This window comes from Pseudomonas sp. GW821-FHT07B01, from assembly GCF_059419065.1.
On record NZ_JBWKRA010000031.1, the window covers coordinates 45,178 to 62,753 of the forward strand.

A 17,576-nucleotide genomic window follows, 5' to 3' on the forward strand; every position below is an offset into this window, starting at 1 on the left:
TTAAGTTGCACCCAAGTATGTTTTAGGACAAACGCGCTTTTTTTGCTCCTTTTCGGAGCAAGAACAGCCGATCTCAGAAGCAAATGCACCAGCGCGGAGCGGATTCGGTCGCCTGTTTATTTTTTTCCGATCAAGCGTCGAACATTTAACCAACAAAAGGGTTGCACCCGGTTGCACCTCTGGATGGGCAAAGCTAATCTTGCCGCCAGCAGATGCCACTCGGTAGTGGCACCCATGAGGATAAAAAAATGGCAACGACCACCCTTGGGGTCAAACTCGACGACCCGACCCGCGAACGCCTGAAGGCCGCCGCGACCTCCATTGATCGTACGCCGCACTGGCTGATCAAGCAGGCGATTTTCAATTACCTGGAGAAACTCGAGGGTGGTGCAACCCTGTCCGAGCTCAATGGCTTGAGCACCAAGGAGGCCGATGATGCCGGCGAGGTCCAGGCCGACCACGCCCACCAATGCTTCCTTGAGTTCGCCGAGAGCATCCTGCCGCAATCGGTATTGCGTGCCGCAATCACCGCCGCTTACCGCCGCCCCGAGCCGGAAGTGGTGCCGATGCTGATCGAACAGGCGCGCCTGCCGGCACCGATGGCCGAAGCCACCAACAAGCTGGCCGCGAGCATTGCCGAAAAACTGCGCAATCAGAAGAGTGCCGGCGGCCGTGCCGGTATTGTTCAGGGCCTGCTGCAAGAATTCTCACTGTCGTCCCAGGAAGGCGTGGCGCTGATGTGCCTGGCCGAAGCGCTGCTGCGTATCCCGGACAAAGGCACCCGCGATGCGCTGATCCGCGACAAGATCAGCACCGGCAACTGGCAGCCACACCTGGGCAACAGCCCATCGCTGTTCGTCAACGCCGCCACCTGGGGCCTGCTGCTGACTGGCAAGCTGGTGTCGACCCACAACGAAGCGGGCCTGACCTCGTCCCTGAGCCGCATCATCGGCAAGAGCGGCGAGCCGATGATCCGCAAGGGCGTCGACATGGCCATGCGCCTGATGGGCGAGCAGTTCGTCACCGGCGAAACCATCGCCGAAGCCCTGGCCAATGCGAGCAAGTTCGAAGCCAAGGGCTTCCGCTATTCCTACGACATGCTCGGTGAAGCCGCACTCACCGAACACGACGCCCAGAAGTACCTGGCCTCGTACGAACAAGCCATTCATTCCATCGGCAAAGCCTCACATGGCCGTGGGATCTATGAAGGCCCGGGCATCTCCATCAAGCTCTCCGCCCTGCACCCGCGCTACAGCCGTGCGCAGTACGAGCGTGTGATGGACGAGTTGTACCCGCGCCTGCTGTCGCTGACCTTGCTGGCCAAGCAGTACGACATCGGCCTGAACATCGACGCCGAAGAAGCCGACCGCCTGGAGCTGTCCCTGGACCTGCTCGAACGCCTGTGCTTCGAGCCGCAATTGACTGGCTGGAACGGCATCGGCTTTGTGATCCAGGCGTACCAGAAGCGTTGCCCGTATGTGATCGACTACGTCATCGACCTGGCCCGCCGCAGCCGCCATCGCCTGATGATCCGCCTGGTAAAAGGCGCGTACTGGGACAGCGAAATCAAGCGCGCCCAGGTCGAAGGCCTGGAAGGCTACCCGGTGTACACCCGTAAGGTGTACACCGACGTTTCCTACATTGCCTGCGCGCGCAAACTGCTGTCGGTGCCGGAAGTCATCTACCCGCAGTTCGCCACGCACAACGCCCACACCCTGTCGGCTATCTACCACATCGCCGGTCAGAACTATTACCCCGGCCAGTACGAGTTCCAGTGCCTGCACGGCATGGGTGAACCGCTGTACGAACAGGTTGTAGGCAAGGTTTCCGAAGGTAAGTTGAACCGTCCGTGCCGTGTGTACGCGCCGGTCGGTACCCACGAAACGCTGCTGGCCTATCTGGTACGCCGCCTGCTGGAAAACGGCGCCAACACCTCGTTCGTCAACCGCATCGCTGACCAGTCCATCTCGATCCAGGAACTGGTAGCCGACCCGGTGGCCAGCATCGAGCAAATGGCAACCCAGGAAGGCGGTTTCGGCCTGCCGCACCCGCGCATCCCTTTGCCGCGTGACCTGTACGGCAGCGACCGCGCCAACTCGGCCGGTATCGACCTGGCCAACGAACATCGCCTGGCCTCGTTGTCCTGCGCCCTGCTGGCCACTGCTCACAACAACTGGAAAGCCGCACCGATGCTCGGTTGCGCCGCCAGCAATGAAGCGGCACAACCGGTTCTGAACCCGTCCGACCTGCGTGATGTGGTCGGCCAGGTACAGGAAGCCACCGTCGAAGACGTCGACAACGCCATCCAGTGCGCCATCAGCGCCGCGCCGATCTGGCAGGCCACCCCGCCCGCCGAACGCGCTGCCATCCTCGAACGCGCCGCCGACCTGATGGAAGGCGAGATCCAGCCGCTGATGGGCTTGCTGGCCCGTGAAGCCGGCAAGACCTTCGCCAACGCCATCGCCGAAGTGCGTGAAGCCGTGGACTTCCTGCGCTACTACGCGGTGCAGGCGCGCAACGACTTCACCAATGACGCCCACCGCCCATTGGGCCCAGTGGTGTGCATCAGCCCGTGGAACTTCCCGCTCGCCATCTTCAGCGGCCAGGTGGCTGCAGCGCTGGCTGCCGGTAACCCGGTGCTGGCCAAGCCTGCCGAGCAGACGCCGCTGGTGGCTGCCCAGGCCGTACGCATCCTGCTTGAAGCCGGTATTCCGGAAGGCGTGCTGCAATTACTGCCAGGCCAGGGCGAAAGCGTCGGTGCCCGCCTAGTGGGTGATGATCGCGTCAAAGGCGTGATGTTCACCGGTTCCACCGAAGTGGCGCGCCTGCTGCAACGCAATGTCGCCGGCCGCCTGGATGCCCAGGGTCGCCCGATTCCACTGATCGCCGAGACCGGTGGCCAGAACGCGATGATCGTCGATTCCTCGGCGCTCACCGAACAAGTGGTGATCGACGTCGTATCGTCGGCCTTCGACAGCGCCGGTCAACGTTGTTCGGCCCTGCGCGTACTGTGCCTGCAGGAAGATTCGGCAGACCGTGTGGTCGAAATGCTCAAGGGCGCCATGGCTGAATGCCGCCTGGGTAACCCGGAACGCCTGTCGGTCGACATCGGCCCGGTAATCGACGCCGAAGCCAAGGCCGGTATCGAGAAACACATCCAGGCCATGCGCGACAAAGGCCGCAACGTTTACCAGGTGGCGATTGCCGACGGTGAAGAGATCAAGCGCGGCACCTTCGTGATGCCGACCCTGATCGAGCTGGAAAGCTTCGACGAGCTGCAACGCGAGATCTTCGGCCCGGTGCTGCACGTAGTGCGCTACAAGCGCAAAGAGATCGACCAGCTCATCGGCCAGATCAACGCTTCCGGCTACGGCCTGACCCTCGGCGTGCACACGCGCATCGACGAGACCATCGCCAAGGTGATCGACAACGTCAATGCCGGTAACGTCTACGTCAACCGCAACATTGTGGGTGCCGTGGTAGGTGTGCAACCGTTCGGCGGCGAAGGCCTGTCGGGCACTGGCCCGAAAGCCGGTGGCCCGCTGTACCTGTATCGTTTGCTGTCGACTCGTCCTACCGATGCGATTGAGCAGTCCTTCGTACGCGGCGACAAGCTGGCCGCGCCGGATGTGCGCCTGCGTGATGCCATGAGTCAATCGCTGACCGCTCTGAAAACCTGGGCCGACGGCAATAAGTTCAGCGAGCTGAGCGCCCTGTGCACGCAGTTCGCCGCCCAGTCGCAAAGCGGTATCACCCGCCAACTGGCCGGCCCGACCGGCGAGCGCAACAGCTACGCCATCCTGCCGCGCGAGCACGTACTGTGCCTGGCCGAAGTGGAAGGCGACCTGCTGACCCAACTGGCGGCGGTATTGGCCGTCGGTGGTTCGGCGGTATGGCCGGAAACCGAGCTGACCAAGGCCTTGTTCCCACGCCTGCCTAAAGAGATTCAGGCGAAGATCAAGCGCGTGGCTGACTGGACCAAGGACGACGTGGTGTTTGACGCCGTGCTGCATCACGGTGATTCCGACCAACTGCGTGCGGTGTGCCAGCAAGTGGCGCAACGCGGTGGGGCGATTGTCGGGGTGCATGGCCTGTCGCAAGGCGAAACGGCGATTGCGCTGGAGCGTCTGGTGATCGAGCGTGCGTTGAGCGTAAACACCGCTGCGGCGGGTGGTAACGCCAGCCTGATGACCATCGGCTAACTGACACAACGCGGCTGGCCGTTCCCACGCTCCGCGTGGGAATGCAGCTTAAGGACGCTCTGCGTCCAGAAGCGTGACGCGGAGCGTCAAAAGAGGCGTTCCCACGCAGAGCGTGGGAACGATCTCGATGCCTCGCCAGCGTTCTGCCCCTCTATCACTTAGATCAATCTTGCTACCCACCCTCCATTCCCGCACTTAGACTCAGGCCAATTCCTTCAAAGGTACGCCGCCATGTCCGAGACGCTGCTCAGTTCCCGCAATCTGGCTTTCGAGCTGTATGAAGTCCTCGATGCCGAGGGCCTGACCCAGCGCGAGCGGTTTGCCGAACACAACCGCGAAACCTTCGATGCCGCGATCAGCACGGCCCGCAACATCGCAGAAAAGTACTTCGCCCCTCACAACCGCAAGAACGACGAAAACGAGCCACGCTATGAAAACGGCCAGGCGATCCTGATCCCGGAGGTCAAACCCGCCGTGGACGCCTTCCTTGAAGCCGGCTTCCTCAACGCAGCACGTAGCTTTGAAGCAGGCGGCATGCAATTGCCGACCCTGTTGTCCCAAGCCTGTTTCGCGCACTTCCAATCGGCCAACGCCGCCTCGACGTCCTACCCGTTCCTGACCATGGGCGCCGCCAACCTGATCGAAAGCTTCGGCACCGAGGAGCAGAAACAACGCTTCCTGCAGCCAATGATCGACGGGCGCTTCTTCGGCACCATGGCCCTGACCGAGCCCCATGCCGGTTCTTCCCTGTCGGACATTCGTACCCGTGCAGAACCCGCGGCTGACGGCAGTTATCGGCTCAAGGGCAACAAGATCTTTATCTCCGGTGGCGACCATTCGCTGTCGGAAAACATCGTGCATATGGTGCTGGCAAAATTGCCGGACGCTCCCGCAGGCGTGAAGGGCATTTCGCTGTTTATCGTGCCCAAGTTCCTGGTCAACGAGGACGGCAGCCTGGGCGCTCGCAACGATGTGCTGCTGGCAGGGCTGTTCCACAAGATGGGCTGGCGCGGCACCACGTCCACGGCGCTTAACTTTGGCGATAACGGCAACTGTGTCGGCTATCTGGTGGGCAAGCCGCACCAGGGGCTGAGCTGCATGTTCCAGATGATGAACGAGGCACGCATCGGCGTGGGCATGGGCGCGGTGATGCTCGGTTACGCCGGCTACCTCTACTCCCTGGACTACGCCCGCGAACGGCCCCAGGGGCGCCTGCCTGATAGTAAAGACCCGAGCACCGCACCGGTGGCGATCATCCAGCACGCCGACATCAAGCGCATGCTACTGACCCAGAAAGCCTATGTGGAAGGCGCCTTTGACCTCGGCCTCTACGCGGCGCGGCTATTCGACGACACCACCACCCTGCAAACCGACACCGAGCGCAAGCAAGCCCACGAACTGCTCGACCTGCTCACGCCCATCGTCAAATCCTGGCCGTCGGAGTTCTGCCTCAAGGCCAACGAGCTGGCGATCCAGATTCTCGGCGGCCACGGCTACACCCGCGAATACCCGGTGGAGCAGTACTACCGCGACAACCGCCTGAACCCCATCCATGAAGGCACCCACGGCATCCAGTCCCTGGACCTGCTCGGGCGCAAATTGGCGCAGAACGGCGGCGCCGGCTTGAAGCAATTGATTCGCCTGATCGCCGAAACCGGAGTCCGGGCGCAAAAGCACCCTTCACTCACGGCACTGCGAGAGCCCCTGGAGCAACTGGTAAACCAGCTGCAAAGCGTCACGATTGGCCTGCTGACCGATCTCGCCCAAGGCAAGGTCAACAGCAGCCTGGCGAACTCGGCGCTGTACTTGAAAGTGTTCGGGCACACAGTGATTGGCTGGCGCTGGCTGGAACAGGCGATCCGCGCCGAAGAAGGGCTGGCCAAGGGGGAAGCGGCTGACGCGGCCTTTTATAAGGGCAAGCTCCAGGCCGCCCGGTACTTCCTGACCTGGGAAGTACCGAGCTGCCATCATGAACTGGCGATTCTTGAGGCGCGCGACGATACGTGCCTGGGGATGCAGGAAGCGTGGTTCTAATAGCGGCGAAATAGTCTGGCGCGCGAACTAATGAACTAGAGTTCTAAACGACTGTGATTTCTGACAGTTACTGACGTGGCTTCTCAAGAGTAGGCTTTCAGGTGTCGAGAGCGTGTTCACACTGACTTCCATACCAATGACCTCCTGCTGCCCCTTTTGAGGAATCAACATGAAAACCACCCCGAAAATTATTCTCGTCGATAAGAGCGGCGATCCTTCCATCGCAAGGGATATAACGCTTGATGAATACTTGATCTCTGCCAACTCAGGCGATGTCTTGGACGTTTTGGGAAACAAGAAAACAGTAATTAACAAAGTTTTCAAATTCACAGCCAACGACGAATACAGCATCGAAATCGTGTACGAGTAAACATCGGAAAAAGCCTGGCGCGCGCGCTGACAAACGTTGCGCACCAGCATGCTTTTATTATGGCTGCCCAATCACCTTGGAGATCACATCGACCGTGGCGCTGACTTGCTCTTGGTAACGGTCGAGTTCCTGCTGGTGCGCCTGTTGCATTTCAATCTGCTCGGCGCACAGGTTCAGCGCGGCCAGTACCAATAGCTTGTCACCGATCAGGGTCGGGTACTTTTTCTTGGTAACCGCCAGGGAGGCCTTGAGCATGGTCACGGCATGCATCAGGGTCTGATCTTCGCCGGCCGGTGCCTTGATCGAGTAATCCTCTCCGAGAATCGAAACGACCTTTATGCCCTCACTCATGCGCTGACAGGCCCTGCACTTACACGCTCAACCAGCGCCTGGATGCGGGCGGCGGTGGCGCCGTGCTTTTCTTCCTGTTCCATCAGGTTCAGTTGCAGGCTGTCGTTTTCGTCCTTGGCGCGGGCCAGCTCGGCCTTGAGGGATTCGTTGCTGCCCAGCAATTCTTGATTCTGCTGTACGAGGTCACTGACCAGTTGTTCCAATTGGCTGAGGGATGCTTCTAACATTTTGATTTCTCGGGCTTTTAAAAAGGGCGGTGACGATAAAGAAAATTCACCTCGGATGCCAGGGTTATCCCTGGCCGCGCAGCCCGATGATGCAAGGCCGGGCCGCACTTTCGAGCCTTAGTGACTGCATTTACCCGATCTGGTTCCTGAACTCACCCAACCCCTGGTCCGATGCGACAAAAGCGCGCGCCCCCTTAAGACTTTAGTCGCATGGCCGATAAGGCGGGCACACCTCGTCTCATGGCCGCATGGATAGCGCCTCCCCCAGGACTCCAGCATGTCTCTTCGTAATATGAATATCGCCCCGAGGGCCTTCCTCGGCTTCGCGTTTATTGGCGCCTTGATGTTGTTGCTCGGTGTGTTCGCCCTGAACCAGATGAGCAAAATTCGTGCAGCCACCGAAGACATCACCTCGGCCAGCGTACCCAGCATTCGCGCCCTGGATGAATTCACCCAACTGACCCTGCGCCTGCGCGTGCTGTCGTACCGCTTGCTGACCAACCGCGAGCCGGATGTACAGCAAAAGACCCTGGAAGCCTTCGAGCTGCGCAATCAGCAGATTCGCACAGCCCAGGACATCTACGAAAAACTGATCACCAGCACCGAAGAGCGCAACGCTTACAACGAGTACGTGCGCTTGCTGGGTCAGTACCGCCAGATTGAAGAGCGCATGAAGAGCCTGTCTCGGGCCAATCAGGTCAACGAGCTGCGCAGCCTGCTCAACACCGAGTTGCTGGACAACTCCGAGCAGGTCAATGCGGTCTTGACCCGCTTGCTGGATATCAATAACGACGACGCCAACGCTACCAACCAGCGCGCCAAAGACCAATACGACATGGCCTTTGACCTGGTGGTAGGCCTGCTGGTGGTTGCCACGGCGCTGACCTTGCTGTTCGCCTGGCTGCTGACACGCAGCATCACCCTGCCCATCGCCCAGGCGCTAGAAGCCGCCGAAGAAGTGGCCGAAGGCAACCTGACGCGCCCGATCACCGTGGACGGCAACGACGAAGCCGGACGCCTGCTCGCGGCCATGGCCAAGATGCAACACAAACTGCGCGACACCCTGCAACGTATCGCCGGCTCCGCTACCCAGCTGGCGTCTGCCGCTGAAGAGCTGAATGCGGTCACCGACGAAAGCGCCCGTGGCCTGACCCAGCAGAACAACGAAATCGAACAGGCCGCCACTGCCGTCAACGAGATGACCAGCGCGGTGGAAGAAGTCGCACGCAACGCGGTGAGCACCTCCGAAGCCTCGCGCAATGCCACCACCTCTGCCGGTGATGGCCGCGACCTGGTGCAGGAAACTGTCAGCGCCATCGAACGCATGAGTACCGACGTGCAGGCCACCGCTTCCCTGATTGGCGACCTGGCCAATGAGTCGCGGGATATCGGCAAAGTGCTGGACGTGATCCGTGGCCTGGCCGACCAGACCAACCTGCTGGCCCTGAACGCCGCGATCGAAGCAGCGCGAGCCGGGGAAGCCGGGCGTGGTTTCGCCGTGGTGGCTGATGAAGTGCGGGCGCTGGCCCATCGCACCCAGCAGTCCACCAGCGAGATCGAACGCATGATCGGCAGCATCCAGACGGGTACCGAACATGCAGTGGATTCGATGCGTAACAGCACCGAGCGGGCCGAATCGACACTCAACATTGCCCGAGGCGCGGGCCTGTCGCTGGACACCATCAACACGGCGATTGTGGAGATCAACGAGCGCAACCTGGTGATCGCCAGCGCGGCGGAAGAACAGGCCCAGGTGGCGCGGGAAGTGGACCGCAACCTGGTGAATATCCGTGACCTGTCGGTGCAATCGGCCACCGGCGCCAGCCAGACCAGTGCGGCGAGCGGGGAGTTGTCGCGCTTGGCGGTGGACTTGAACGGGATGGTCGGAAGGTTCCGCCTCTGAAATAAGCCTTTGCTCACACCGCATACCCTGTGGGAGCGGGCTTGCCTGCGATAGCAATCTGTCAGCTGACGCCCATGGCGCCTGGCACACCGCAATCGCAGGCAAGCCAGCTCCCACATTTGAGCGATGTGCAGCCACAAAAGCTTTTTGACAGCGCAGCAATTCAACAGGTTAGAATCCCTGGCACGCAGACTGCATGGTCAGTTTGCGCCCTGTCTTCCCCCTGCCCTGGAGTACTGCCTTTGAATGCGACGACCATCAACAGCCTGTTCTTGATCGGCGCGTTGCTGGTGACTGCGAGCATTCTGGTGAGTTCGCTTTCGTCACGCCTGGGTATCCCCATCCTGGTGATTATCCTGGCCGTGGGCATGACCGCCGGGGTCGATGGCGGCGGCATCATTTTCGATAACTACCCGACCGCCTACCTGGTGGGCAACCTCGCTCTCGCCGTGATCCTGCTCGACGGCGGTTTGCGCACCCGGGTGGCGAGTTTCCGCGTGGCACTGTGGCCGGCCTTGTCCCTGGCCACGGTGGGGGTGTTGATTACCACCGGCCTCACGGGCATGGCGGCGGCCTGGCTGTTCGACCTCAACATCATCCAAGGCTTGCTGATCGGCGCCATCGTCGGTTCCACGGACGCCGCGGCGGTATTCTCGCTACTGGGCGGCAAGGGCCTCAACGAACGGGTCAGCGCCAGCCTGGAAATCGAATCCGGCAGCAACGATCCGATGGCGGTGTTCCTCACCGTCACCCTGATCGACATGCTCGCCAGCGGCCAGACCGGCCTGCACTGGAGCCTGCTCACGCACCTGATCCGCGAATTCGGCATCGGTGGCCTGGTAGGCCTGGGTGGCGGCTGGCTGATGTTGCAACTGGTCAACCGTATCAACCTGGCCAACGGCCTGTACCCGATTCTGGTGATCGCCGGCGGCCTGTTCGTGTTTGCCCTGACCAACGCCCTGCACGGCAGCGGCTTCCTCGCCGTGTACCTATGCGGGCTGGTGATCGGCAACCGCCCGGTGCGCAGCCGCCATGGCATTTTGCACATGCTCGACGGCATGGCCTGGCTGGCGCAGATCGGGATGTTCTTGGTGCTGGGCCTGCTGGTCACGCCTCACGACTTGCTGCCCATCGCCCTGCCCGCCCTGGGCCTGGCGCTGTGGATGATCCTGTTTGCCCGGCCGCTGTCGGTGATGGTTGGCTTGCTGCCATTCAAAGCGTTCCACGGGCGCGAAAAGGCCTTTATCGCCTGGGTCGGCCTGCGCGGCGCGGTACCGATCATCCTCGCGGTGTTCCCGCTGATGGCCGGTCTGCCCCATGCACAGCTGTACTTCAACCTGGCGTTCTTTATCGTGCTGGTCTCGCTGTTGGTGCAGGGCACCAGCCTGCCGTGGGTGGCCAAGTTGCTCAAAGTCACCGTACCGCCGGACCCGGCGCCGATTTCCCGGGCAGCGCTGGAAGTGCACGTCACCAGCGAGTGGGAGCTGTTCGTCTACCGCCTCGGCGCCGAGAAATGGTGCATCGGCGCGGCCCTGCGCGAGCTGAAAATGCCCGAAGGCACGCGTATCGCTGCGCTGTTTCGGGGCCAGCAATTGCTCCATCCGTCGGGTAGTACGGTGCTGGAAGTCGGCGATTTGCTCTGTGTGATCGGCCACGAACACAACCTGCCGGCCCTGGGCAAATTGTTCAGCCAGGCGCCGCAACGGGGCCTCGATTTGCGCTTCTTCGGTGACTTCGTACTGGAAGGCGACGCCCAGCTGGGCGCGGTTTCCGCCTTGTACGGGCTCAAGCTTGAAGGTATCGACCCGGACATGCCATTGAGCCGCTTCATTACCCAGAAGGTGGGCGGTGCACCGGTAGTCGGCGACCAGGTGGAGTGGAACAACACCATCTGGACCGTCGCCGTCATGGACGGGAACAAGATTGGCAAAGTCGGCGTCAGATTCCCCGAAGGAAGTCGCCCGGGCCCCGGACTCTTCCTCTAAACTGCGGGACAACGACGCCCCGATTCTTCACTTTGCAAGACCGGTCTCTATGCCAACCCTGCGTACTTTTCTCGCCACTGCCCTGCTGGGCCTGACCCTTTGTGTTGGCAGCGTATACGCCGCCGACCCGCCCAGCGCCGAAGCCGTCCAGCAAAGCCTGGATAAACTGCCCGACCGCAAGCTGCCTGACGCCGACATGAAGGCGCTGCAGGCGACCCTGCAACAGACCCTGACCTACCTGGGCAATCAGCAGGACTACGAGCAGCGCCTGGCCGACCTCAAGCGCCAGCTGGAAGAGGCCCCGCGCCAGACCAATGAGAACCAGCGTGAGCTGGCGCGCCTCAAGGCCACCAAAATCATTCCGGTGGCCCAACGCTACGCCAGCCTGCCGGTGCCGCAGCTTGAGCAGTTATTGGTGCAACGCAGCACCCAGCAAGGCGACCTGCAAAAAGAACTGGCTGACGCCAACAGCCTGACCATCGCCGCCCAGACCCGCCCCGAGCGCGCCCAGACCGAAATCAGCAGCAGCCAGACGCGCATCCAGCAAATCAACGCGACGCTCAAGCTTGGCAAAGACAACGGCAAGCCCCTCAGCAGCGACCAGCGCAACCAGCTCAACGCCGAACTGGCGGCCCTGAATGCCTTGATTCCCCTGCGCCGCCAGGAATTGGCCGGCAACAGCCAGCTGCAAGATTTGGGCAACAGCCAGCATGACCTGATCCAGGAAAAAACCGCACGCCTGGAGCAGGAAATCCAGGACCTGCAAACCCTGATCAACCAGAAACGCCTGGCCCAGTCCCAGCAGACGGTGACCCAACAGTCCATCGAAGCGCAGAAAGCCGGCGGCAGCAGCATCCTGGCCAAGGAAAGCGCAGACAACCTGAAGCTGTCCGACTACCTGCTCAAAAGCACCGACCGCCTCAACGACCTGACCCAGAAAAACCTGCAGACCAAGCAGCAACTGGACACCGTGACCCAAAGCGATTCGGCCCTGGACGAGCAGATCAACGTGCTCAAGGGCAGCCTGCTACTGTCCAAGATTCTCTATAAACAAAAGCAGGCCCTGCCGCGTCTGACCGTGGACAAAGACCTGGCCGACGACATCGCCAACATTCGCCTGTACCAGTTCGAGGTCAACCAACAGCGAGAGCTGATCACCTCCCCCAGCGCCTATGTGGACAACCTGCTGGCCAACCAGCCGCCAGATGAAGTCACCCCGCAACTGCGCCGCACCCTGCTGGAAGTGGCGATCACCCGCAGCGACCTGCTGGAACGCCTGAGCCGCGAACTAAGCGCACTGCTCAACGAGTCCATCACCCTGCAACTGAACCAGAAACAACTGCTCAGCACCGCCAGCACCCTGCGCGCCACGCTCGACGAGCAAATGTTCTGGATCCCCAGCAACAAGCCGCTGGACACCGAATGGCTGGAAACCGTACCGGCGCATCTGAGCAAGCAGGTCACCACCCTGCCCTGGGCGTCCAGCGTCAGCGAGCTGTATGACGGCCTGACCCAACGCCCGCTGCTGTTCCTGCCGTTGCTGTTGCTGATCGGCGCGCTGCTGTGGCGGCGCAATGCGCTGTATGTGCGCCTGAAAAAGGTTCACCAGGACATCGGCCACTTCAAGCGCGACAGCCAGTGGCATACGCCGCAGGCCATCCTGATCAACATCCTGCTGGCGATGCCCGTGGCCCTGGGCCTGGCGCTGTGCGGCTACGCGTTGCAGATCGACGCCCGCGGGCAAAACGCCAACCTGGGCGCGGCCTTGCTGCAGATCGCCCAAGCCTGGCTGGTGTTCTACACCGCCTACCGCATCCTCGCGCCGGGCGGCGTGGCGGAGCTGCACTTTCGCTGGGAGAGGCCGCAGGTCGAATTCCTGCAAGGCTGGATACGCAAGCTCGGGCTGGTGGTACTGGCGTTGGTGGCCGTGGTCGCAATTGCCGAACATCAACCGGCCGCGCTGGCTGACGACGTGCTGGGTATCGCCGTGGTACTGACCTGCTACGGGCTGATGGCCTGGCTGCTGGGCCGCCTGCTGCTGAACAGCCCAACCCACGAAAAGGCCTCGTTGTTTCGCAAAGCTATCGGCGTGGTATTCACCGCCCTGCCCATCGCGCTGTTTATTGCCGTGTGCTTTGGCTATTACTACACCGCGCTGAAACTCAGTGACCGGCTGATCAACACCCTGTACCTGCTGATGTTCTGGCTGGTGATCGAAGCCACCTTCGTGCGCGGCCTGGGTGTTGCCGCACGGCGCCTGGCCTACGCCCGCGCCCTGGCCAAACGCCAGGCAGCCAAGGAGGCCGGTGACGGCGAAGCGGTGATCGAAGAGCCGACCCTGGACATCGAGCAGGTCAACGAACAGTCCATGCGCCTGATCCGCCTGGCCCTGCTCGGCGGCTTTATCGCGGCGTTGTATTGGGTGTGGTCGGACCTGATCTCGGTATTTTCCTACCTGGACAACGTCACGCTGTACGAATACACCAGCGGTACCGGTGCGAATATCAGCATGGTGCCCATCAGCATCGGCGACCTGCTGGGGGCGTCGATTATCATCGGTATCACCTTCGCCCTGGCGCGCAACCTGCCCGGCCTGCTGGAAGTGCTGGTGCTGTCCAAGCTCGACCTGGCCCAAGGCAGCGCCTACGCCACCACCACCTTGCTGTCCTACATCATTGCCGGCGTGGGGTTTGTCACCACGCTGTCTACCCTCGGCGTGAGCTGGGACAAGCTCCAGTGGCTGGTGGCGGCGCTGTCGGTGGGCCTGGGTTTCGGTATGCAGGAGATATTTGCCAACTTCATCTCCGGCATCATGATCCTGTTCGAACGCCCGGTGCGCATTGGCGACACCATTACCATCGGCAACCTGTCGGGTACGGTGAGCAAGATCCGTATTCGTGCCACCACCATTACCGACTTCGACAATAAAGACATCATTGTCCCCAACAAGACCTTCATTACCGGGCAGTTGATCAACTGGTCGCTGACCGACACCATCACTCGGGTGACCCTCAAACTCGGCGTGGACTACGGCTCCGACCTCGATCTGGTGAAGGAACTGTTACTGAAAGCCGCACGGGAAAACCCACGGGTACTGAAAGAGCCCGAACCCCACGTGTACTTCCTCAACTTCGGCGAAAGCACCCTGGACCACGAGCTGCGCATGCACGTACGCGACCTCGGCGACCGCAACCCGGTGCTCGACGAGGTCAACCGCTTTATCAACCGTGAGTTCAAGAAACAGCACATCAACATCTCGTTCAGGCAGATGGAGATCTACCTGAAAAACCTCCACGGCCAGGAATACAAACTGGTGCCGGCCGAGGATGAGCGCAAGACCATCGCCGAGCCCGTCGATAAGCCCGAGGCCCCGGAGCCACCCGCGGGCAAAGTGGTGGATGCACCAGAGCCGCCACCGAGCAAACTCGACTAAACGCCCTATCCCCAGCAGAATGCTCGGACATTCTGCTGGAGATGGCCGGTGAAAGCCCTCGACGAACTGACCTTCGACAACCGCTTCGCACGCCTGGGCGATGCGTTCTCAACCCACGTTCTGCCCGACCCCCTGGACGAACCGCGCCTGGTGGTGGCGAGCAAGGCCGCCATGGCGCTGCTCGACCTCGACCCGGCCGTGGCCGAAACCTCCGTGTTTGCCGAACTGTTTGGCGGCCACAAACTGTGGGCCGAAGCAGAACCACGGGCGATGGTGTATTCCGGGCATCAATTCGGCGGCTACACGCCGCAACTGGGCGATGGCCGCGGGTTATTGCTGGGCGAGGTCTATAACGAAGCCGGCGAGCATTGGGATTTGCACCTCAAGGGCGCCGGGATGACGCCTTACTCGCGCATGGGTGACGGGCGTGCCGTGTTGCGCTCTTCGATTCGTGAATTCCTCGCCTCCGAGGCCCTGCATGCGCTGGGCATCCCCACCAGCCGCGCCCTGTGCGTGATCGGCTCCAGCACGCCGGTATGGCGGGAGAAACAGGAACGCGGGGCGATGGTTTTACGCCTGGCCCACAGCCATATTCGCTTCGGGCACTTCGAATATTTCTATTACACCAAGAAGCTTGAGCAACAGGCCGAACTGGCCGAGCACGTGCTGAACCTGCACTACCCAGAATGCCGCGAGCAACCCGAGCCTTACCTGGCGATGTTCCGCGAAATCGTCGAGCACAACGCCGAAATGATCGCCAAGTGGCAGGCTTATGGTTTTTGCCACGGCGTGATGAACACCGACAACATGTCGATCCTGGGCATTACCTTCGACTTCGGGCCCTTCGCGTTTCTCGATGATTTTGACGCGCACTTCATCTGCAACCATTCCGACCATGAAGGCCGCTACTCCTTCAGCAACCAGGTGCCGATCGGGCAGTGGAACCTCAGCGCCTTGGCCCAGGCGCTCACGCCGTTTATCAGCGTTGACGCACTGAAAGAAGCCCTCGGCCTGTACCTGCCGCTGTACCAGGCGCACTACCTGGACTTGATGCGCCGCCGCCTGGGCCTGACCACCGCCGAAGACGCCGACCAGCAGTTGGTGGAGCGCTTGCTCAAGCTGATGCAGAACAGCGGCGTGGACTACACGCTGTTCTTGCGCCACCTGGGCGATGAACCCGCTGCTCTGGCCGTGGCGCGGCTACGTGATGACTTTGTCGACCTGGCCGGGTTCGACGCCTGGGCCGAGCAGTACAAGGCCCGCGTGGCGCGGGACGGGGATTACACCCAGGAACAGCGCCGTGAGCGCATGCACGCGGTCAACCCGCTATATATCCTGCGCAACTACCTGGCCCAAAACGCCATCGCCGCCGCCGAATCAGGCGACTACAGCGAAGTGCGGCGGCTGCATGACGTGCTGACCAGACCGTTTGAGGAACAAGCGGGGATGGAGCAGTACGCGCAACGACCGCCGGATTGGGGCAAGCATTTGGAGATTAGTTGTTCGTCGTGACCCCTTAGATAAAGGTCTCCACCGACACCCCGAAACGCTCGGCCAGCCAACGAATCTGGCGCACGTTGAGCTGGCGTTTTCCGCTCAGTATCTCCGAGACAACCGATTGCGCCCCAACGCCAGGAAGGTCACTCTGGGTAAGATTGTGCTCGCGCATCATGTAGCGCAGCACATCGACCCCGCTGGCGACGGGCATTGGGCGATGCTCACGATCATAAGCTTCGATCCAGTCGCTCAGAATGTCGACCAGGCTCATCAGCGGGCTGTCCTCGTCTTCACCCACCAGACTCAATAGCTCATCCAAACCGCATACCAATGCGTCGTAGTCTGCCTCGTTTTCCGGCTTGCGCAGCACAGGCGAAACGAACTGCCAGTGCTCTGCCGCCACTCGCATAAGTGCGCTCATCTGATTTTTTCCTTCCATTTGTTTTTCTCATAATCACGGTGGTCAAGCAGGTGTTTGATGTAAACGCGCTGCATTCGATACTGCACCGACGCAATCAACCTCAGCTTGTTACCGCCAATATCAAATACATGAAATTCACCTACCTTGTCGGTGGCGGGAAACATGGCTTTCATTGCGGCAAAGTCCTTGGGGGCGTTGCGCTTGATCACGCGATACCACTGATCCAGAGCTGTTGCAGAGCGCGGCCATTTTCCTTTTGCTTCCCAGATCCTGCTTTCACTGATGACTCGCATGCAACGTCCTTATCGCATCTTGCTATGAAGGTTAAACCTGAATTCGAACTATCGCAATTTGCTATAGCCGCAAACAGACCGGTGGTGCACAACAAAAAGCCTAGCCACACCGTTCACGCTGGCGAGGACGAAAATGTGAGCGAATAAGTATCTATATCCTTGATAAACCTCTGTCTCGACACTAAATACCCAACTGGCCAAACCCCAGGAGCCTCCGATGTCCGAACCTCTTGTCATCCCCTGCCCTCATTGCAACGGCCTCAACCGCATCCCCGGCGAACGCCTGGGTGATGCGCCCAAGTGCGGGCGCTGCAAGCAGTCGGTGTTGCTGAACAAACCCTTTGATTTGAAACAGGGTGACTATGCCAACCAGATCAAGGGCGACCTGCCGCTGCTGGTCGATGTGTGGGCCGACTGGTGCGGGCCGTGCAAGTCGTTTGCGCCGGTATTCGAACAGGCAGCCGGGCAGTTGGAAGGCAAGTGCCGGCTGGCGAAGCTGGACAGCGAGGCTAACCAGCAGCTGTCGGCGCAGTTGGGGATTCGCTCGATTCCCAGTTTGATTCTGTTCAAGAACGGCCGCGAAGTGGCGCGCCAGAGCGGGGCATTCCCGTTGCCGCAGTTGATGAGTTGGTTGAGCAGCCAGGGGGTGTAAACATCCCCCTCAATCAACTCGGTCAATGTGGGAGCTGGCTTGCCTGCGATGCAGGCGACTCGGTCGGCCTGATACACCGAGGTGATGCCATCGCAGCATAGGGATCTAAATAACTCTGTAAGCTCAACGGTAACCACGCTGGCCGGAATTCGACAGGGATTTGGGGGGTAAACCGGCAGGGATGCCGGTTTAGCCGCCCCGCGCCATG

At 61.0% G+C, this 17,576-nt stretch carries 11 protein-coding genes and 2 pseudogenes; 9 read left to right on the forward strand and 4 right to left on the reverse strand.

The features are described from left to right. The first annotated feature begins 248 nt into the window (after positions 1 to 248). From putA to AC07S6_RS24875, 3 genes are all read left to right on the forward strand, one after another. Positions 249 to 4,202, forward strand: a complete 3,954-nt coding sequence (gene putA, locus AC07S6_RS24865) for a trifunctional transcriptional regulator/proline dehydrogenase/L-glutamate gamma-semialdehyde dehydrogenase (RefSeq protein ID WP_495113260.1) — start codon at positions 249 to 251, stop codon at positions 4,200 to 4,202. Between the two features lie 231 nt (positions 4,203 to 4,433). Continuing rightward, a complete protein-coding gene (locus AC07S6_RS24870; protein ID WP_495113261.1) occupies positions 4,434 to 6,236 on the forward strand; it encodes an acyl-CoA dehydrogenase in 1,803 nt (600 codons plus the stop codon). Between the two features lie 169 nt (positions 6,237 to 6,405). After that, entirely contained in the window at positions 6,406 to 6,606 is a 201-nt protein-coding gene (locus AC07S6_RS24875; protein ID WP_495113262.1) for a hypothetical protein, read from the forward strand. Positions 6,607 to 6,663: 57 nt separating this feature from the next. Here AC07S6_RS24875 and AC07S6_RS24880 read toward each other — a convergent pair whose 3' ends face one another. Both AC07S6_RS24880 and AC07S6_RS24885 read right to left on the reverse strand, forming a co-directional pair. After that, positions 6,664 to 6,957 carry a cell division protein ZapA gene (locus tag AC07S6_RS24880; RefSeq protein WP_003187971.1) on the reverse strand — a complete coding sequence of 98 codons (294 nt, stop codon included), beginning with the start codon at positions 6,955 to 6,957 and terminating at the stop codon, positions 6,664 to 6,666. Continuing rightward, entirely contained in the window at positions 6,954 to 7,184 is a 231-nt protein-coding gene (locus tag AC07S6_RS24885; RefSeq protein ID WP_003187970.1) for a hypothetical protein, read from the reverse strand. Before AC07S6_RS24885 ends, AC07S6_RS24880 begins: the two co-directional genes overlap by 4 nt. A gap of 343 nt (positions 7,185 to 7,527) precedes the next feature. On the opposite strand from AC07S6_RS24885, the pseudogene AC07S6_RS24890 reads away from it, so the two are divergent. From AC07S6_RS24890 to selO, 5 genes and pseudogenes are all read left to right on the forward strand, one after another. Then, positions 7,528 to 8,184 (forward strand): annotated as a pseudogene (locus AC07S6_RS24890) (MCP four helix bundle domain-containing protein); the annotation flags it as partial. 303 nt (positions 8,185 to 8,487) lie between these two features. Beyond that, positions 8,488 to 9,087, forward strand: a pseudogene (locus AC07S6_RS24895) (methyl-accepting chemotaxis protein); the annotation flags it as partial. A gap of 242 nt (positions 9,088 to 9,329) precedes the next feature. Beyond that, entirely contained in the window at positions 9,330 to 11,072 is a 1,743-nt protein-coding gene (locus tag AC07S6_RS24900) for a potassium/proton antiporter (protein ID WP_057975415.1), read from the forward strand. Positions 11,073 to 11,121: 49 nt separating this feature from the next. Further along, the gene (gene mscK, locus AC07S6_RS24905) at positions 11,122 to 14,505 is read left to right on the forward strand and encodes a mechanosensitive channel MscK (RefSeq protein WP_495113263.1); all 3,384 of its coding nucleotides are present in this window, start codon (positions 11,122 to 11,124) and stop codon (positions 14,503 to 14,505) included. A gap of 48 nt (positions 14,506 to 14,553) precedes the next feature. Next, positions 14,554 to 16,017, forward strand: coding sequence for a protein adenylyltransferase SelO (selO, locus tag AC07S6_RS24910; protein WP_495113264.1), 1,464 nt, complete (start codon positions 14,554 to 14,556; stop codon positions 16,015 to 16,017). A 4-nt stretch (positions 16,018 to 16,021) separates the two neighbouring features. Here selO and AC07S6_RS24915 read toward each other — a convergent pair whose 3' ends face one another. After that, the gene (locus AC07S6_RS24915) at positions 16,022 to 16,423 is read right to left on the reverse strand and encodes a helix-turn-helix domain-containing protein (RefSeq protein ID WP_034125602.1); all 402 of its coding nucleotides are present in this window, start codon (positions 16,421 to 16,423) and stop codon (positions 16,022 to 16,024) included. Next, positions 16,420 to 16,716, reverse strand: a complete 297-nt coding sequence (locus tag AC07S6_RS24920) for a type II toxin-antitoxin system HigB family toxin (protein ID WP_003187960.1) — start codon at positions 16,714 to 16,716, stop codon at positions 16,420 to 16,422. The genes AC07S6_RS24915 and AC07S6_RS24920 overlap by 4 nt, the downstream gene beginning before the upstream one ends. 217 nt (positions 16,717 to 16,933) lie before the next feature. Here AC07S6_RS24920 and trxC point away from each other — a divergent pair, with 217 nt between their 5' ends. Next, positions 16,934 to 17,368, forward strand: coding sequence for a thioredoxin TrxC (gene trxC, locus AC07S6_RS24925; protein WP_034125600.1), 435 nt, complete (start codon positions 16,934 to 16,936; stop codon positions 17,366 to 17,368). Positions 17,369 to 17,576: the final 208 nt, after the last annotated feature.

Coding starts and splice junctions, on each gene's coding strand:
- AC07S6_RS24870 (WP_495113261.1), top strand. CDS start 4,434: ATGTCCGAGACGCTGCTCAGTTCCCGCAATCTGGCTTTCGAGCTGTAT.
- mscK (WP_495113263.1), top strand. CDS start 11,122: ATGCCAACCCTGCGTACTTTTCTCGCCACTGCCCTGCTGGGCCTGACC.
- putA (WP_495113260.1), top strand. CDS start 249: ATGGCAACGACCACCCTTGGGGTCAAACTCGACGACCCGACCCGCGAA.
- AC07S6_RS24875 (WP_495113262.1), top strand. CDS start 6,406: ATGAAAACCACCCCGAAAATTATTCTCGTCGATAAGAGCGGCGATCCT.
- AC07S6_RS24915 (WP_034125602.1), bottom strand. CDS start 16,423: ATGAGCGCACTTATGCGAGTGGCGGCAGAGCACTGGCAGTTCGTTTCG.
- trxC (WP_034125600.1), top strand. CDS start 16,934: ATGTCCGAACCTCTTGTCATCCCCTGCCCTCATTGCAACGGCCTCAAC.
- AC07S6_RS24885 (WP_003187970.1), bottom strand. CDS start 7,184: ATGTTAGAAGCATCCCTCAGCCAATTGGAACAACTGGTCAGTGACCTC.
- AC07S6_RS24920 (WP_003187960.1), bottom strand. CDS start 16,716: ATGCGAGTCATCAGTGAAAGCAGGATCTGGGAAGCAAAAGGAAAATGG.
- AC07S6_RS24880 (WP_003187971.1), bottom strand. CDS start 6,957: ATGAGTGAGGGCATAAAGGTCGTTTCGATTCTCGGAGAGGATTACTCG.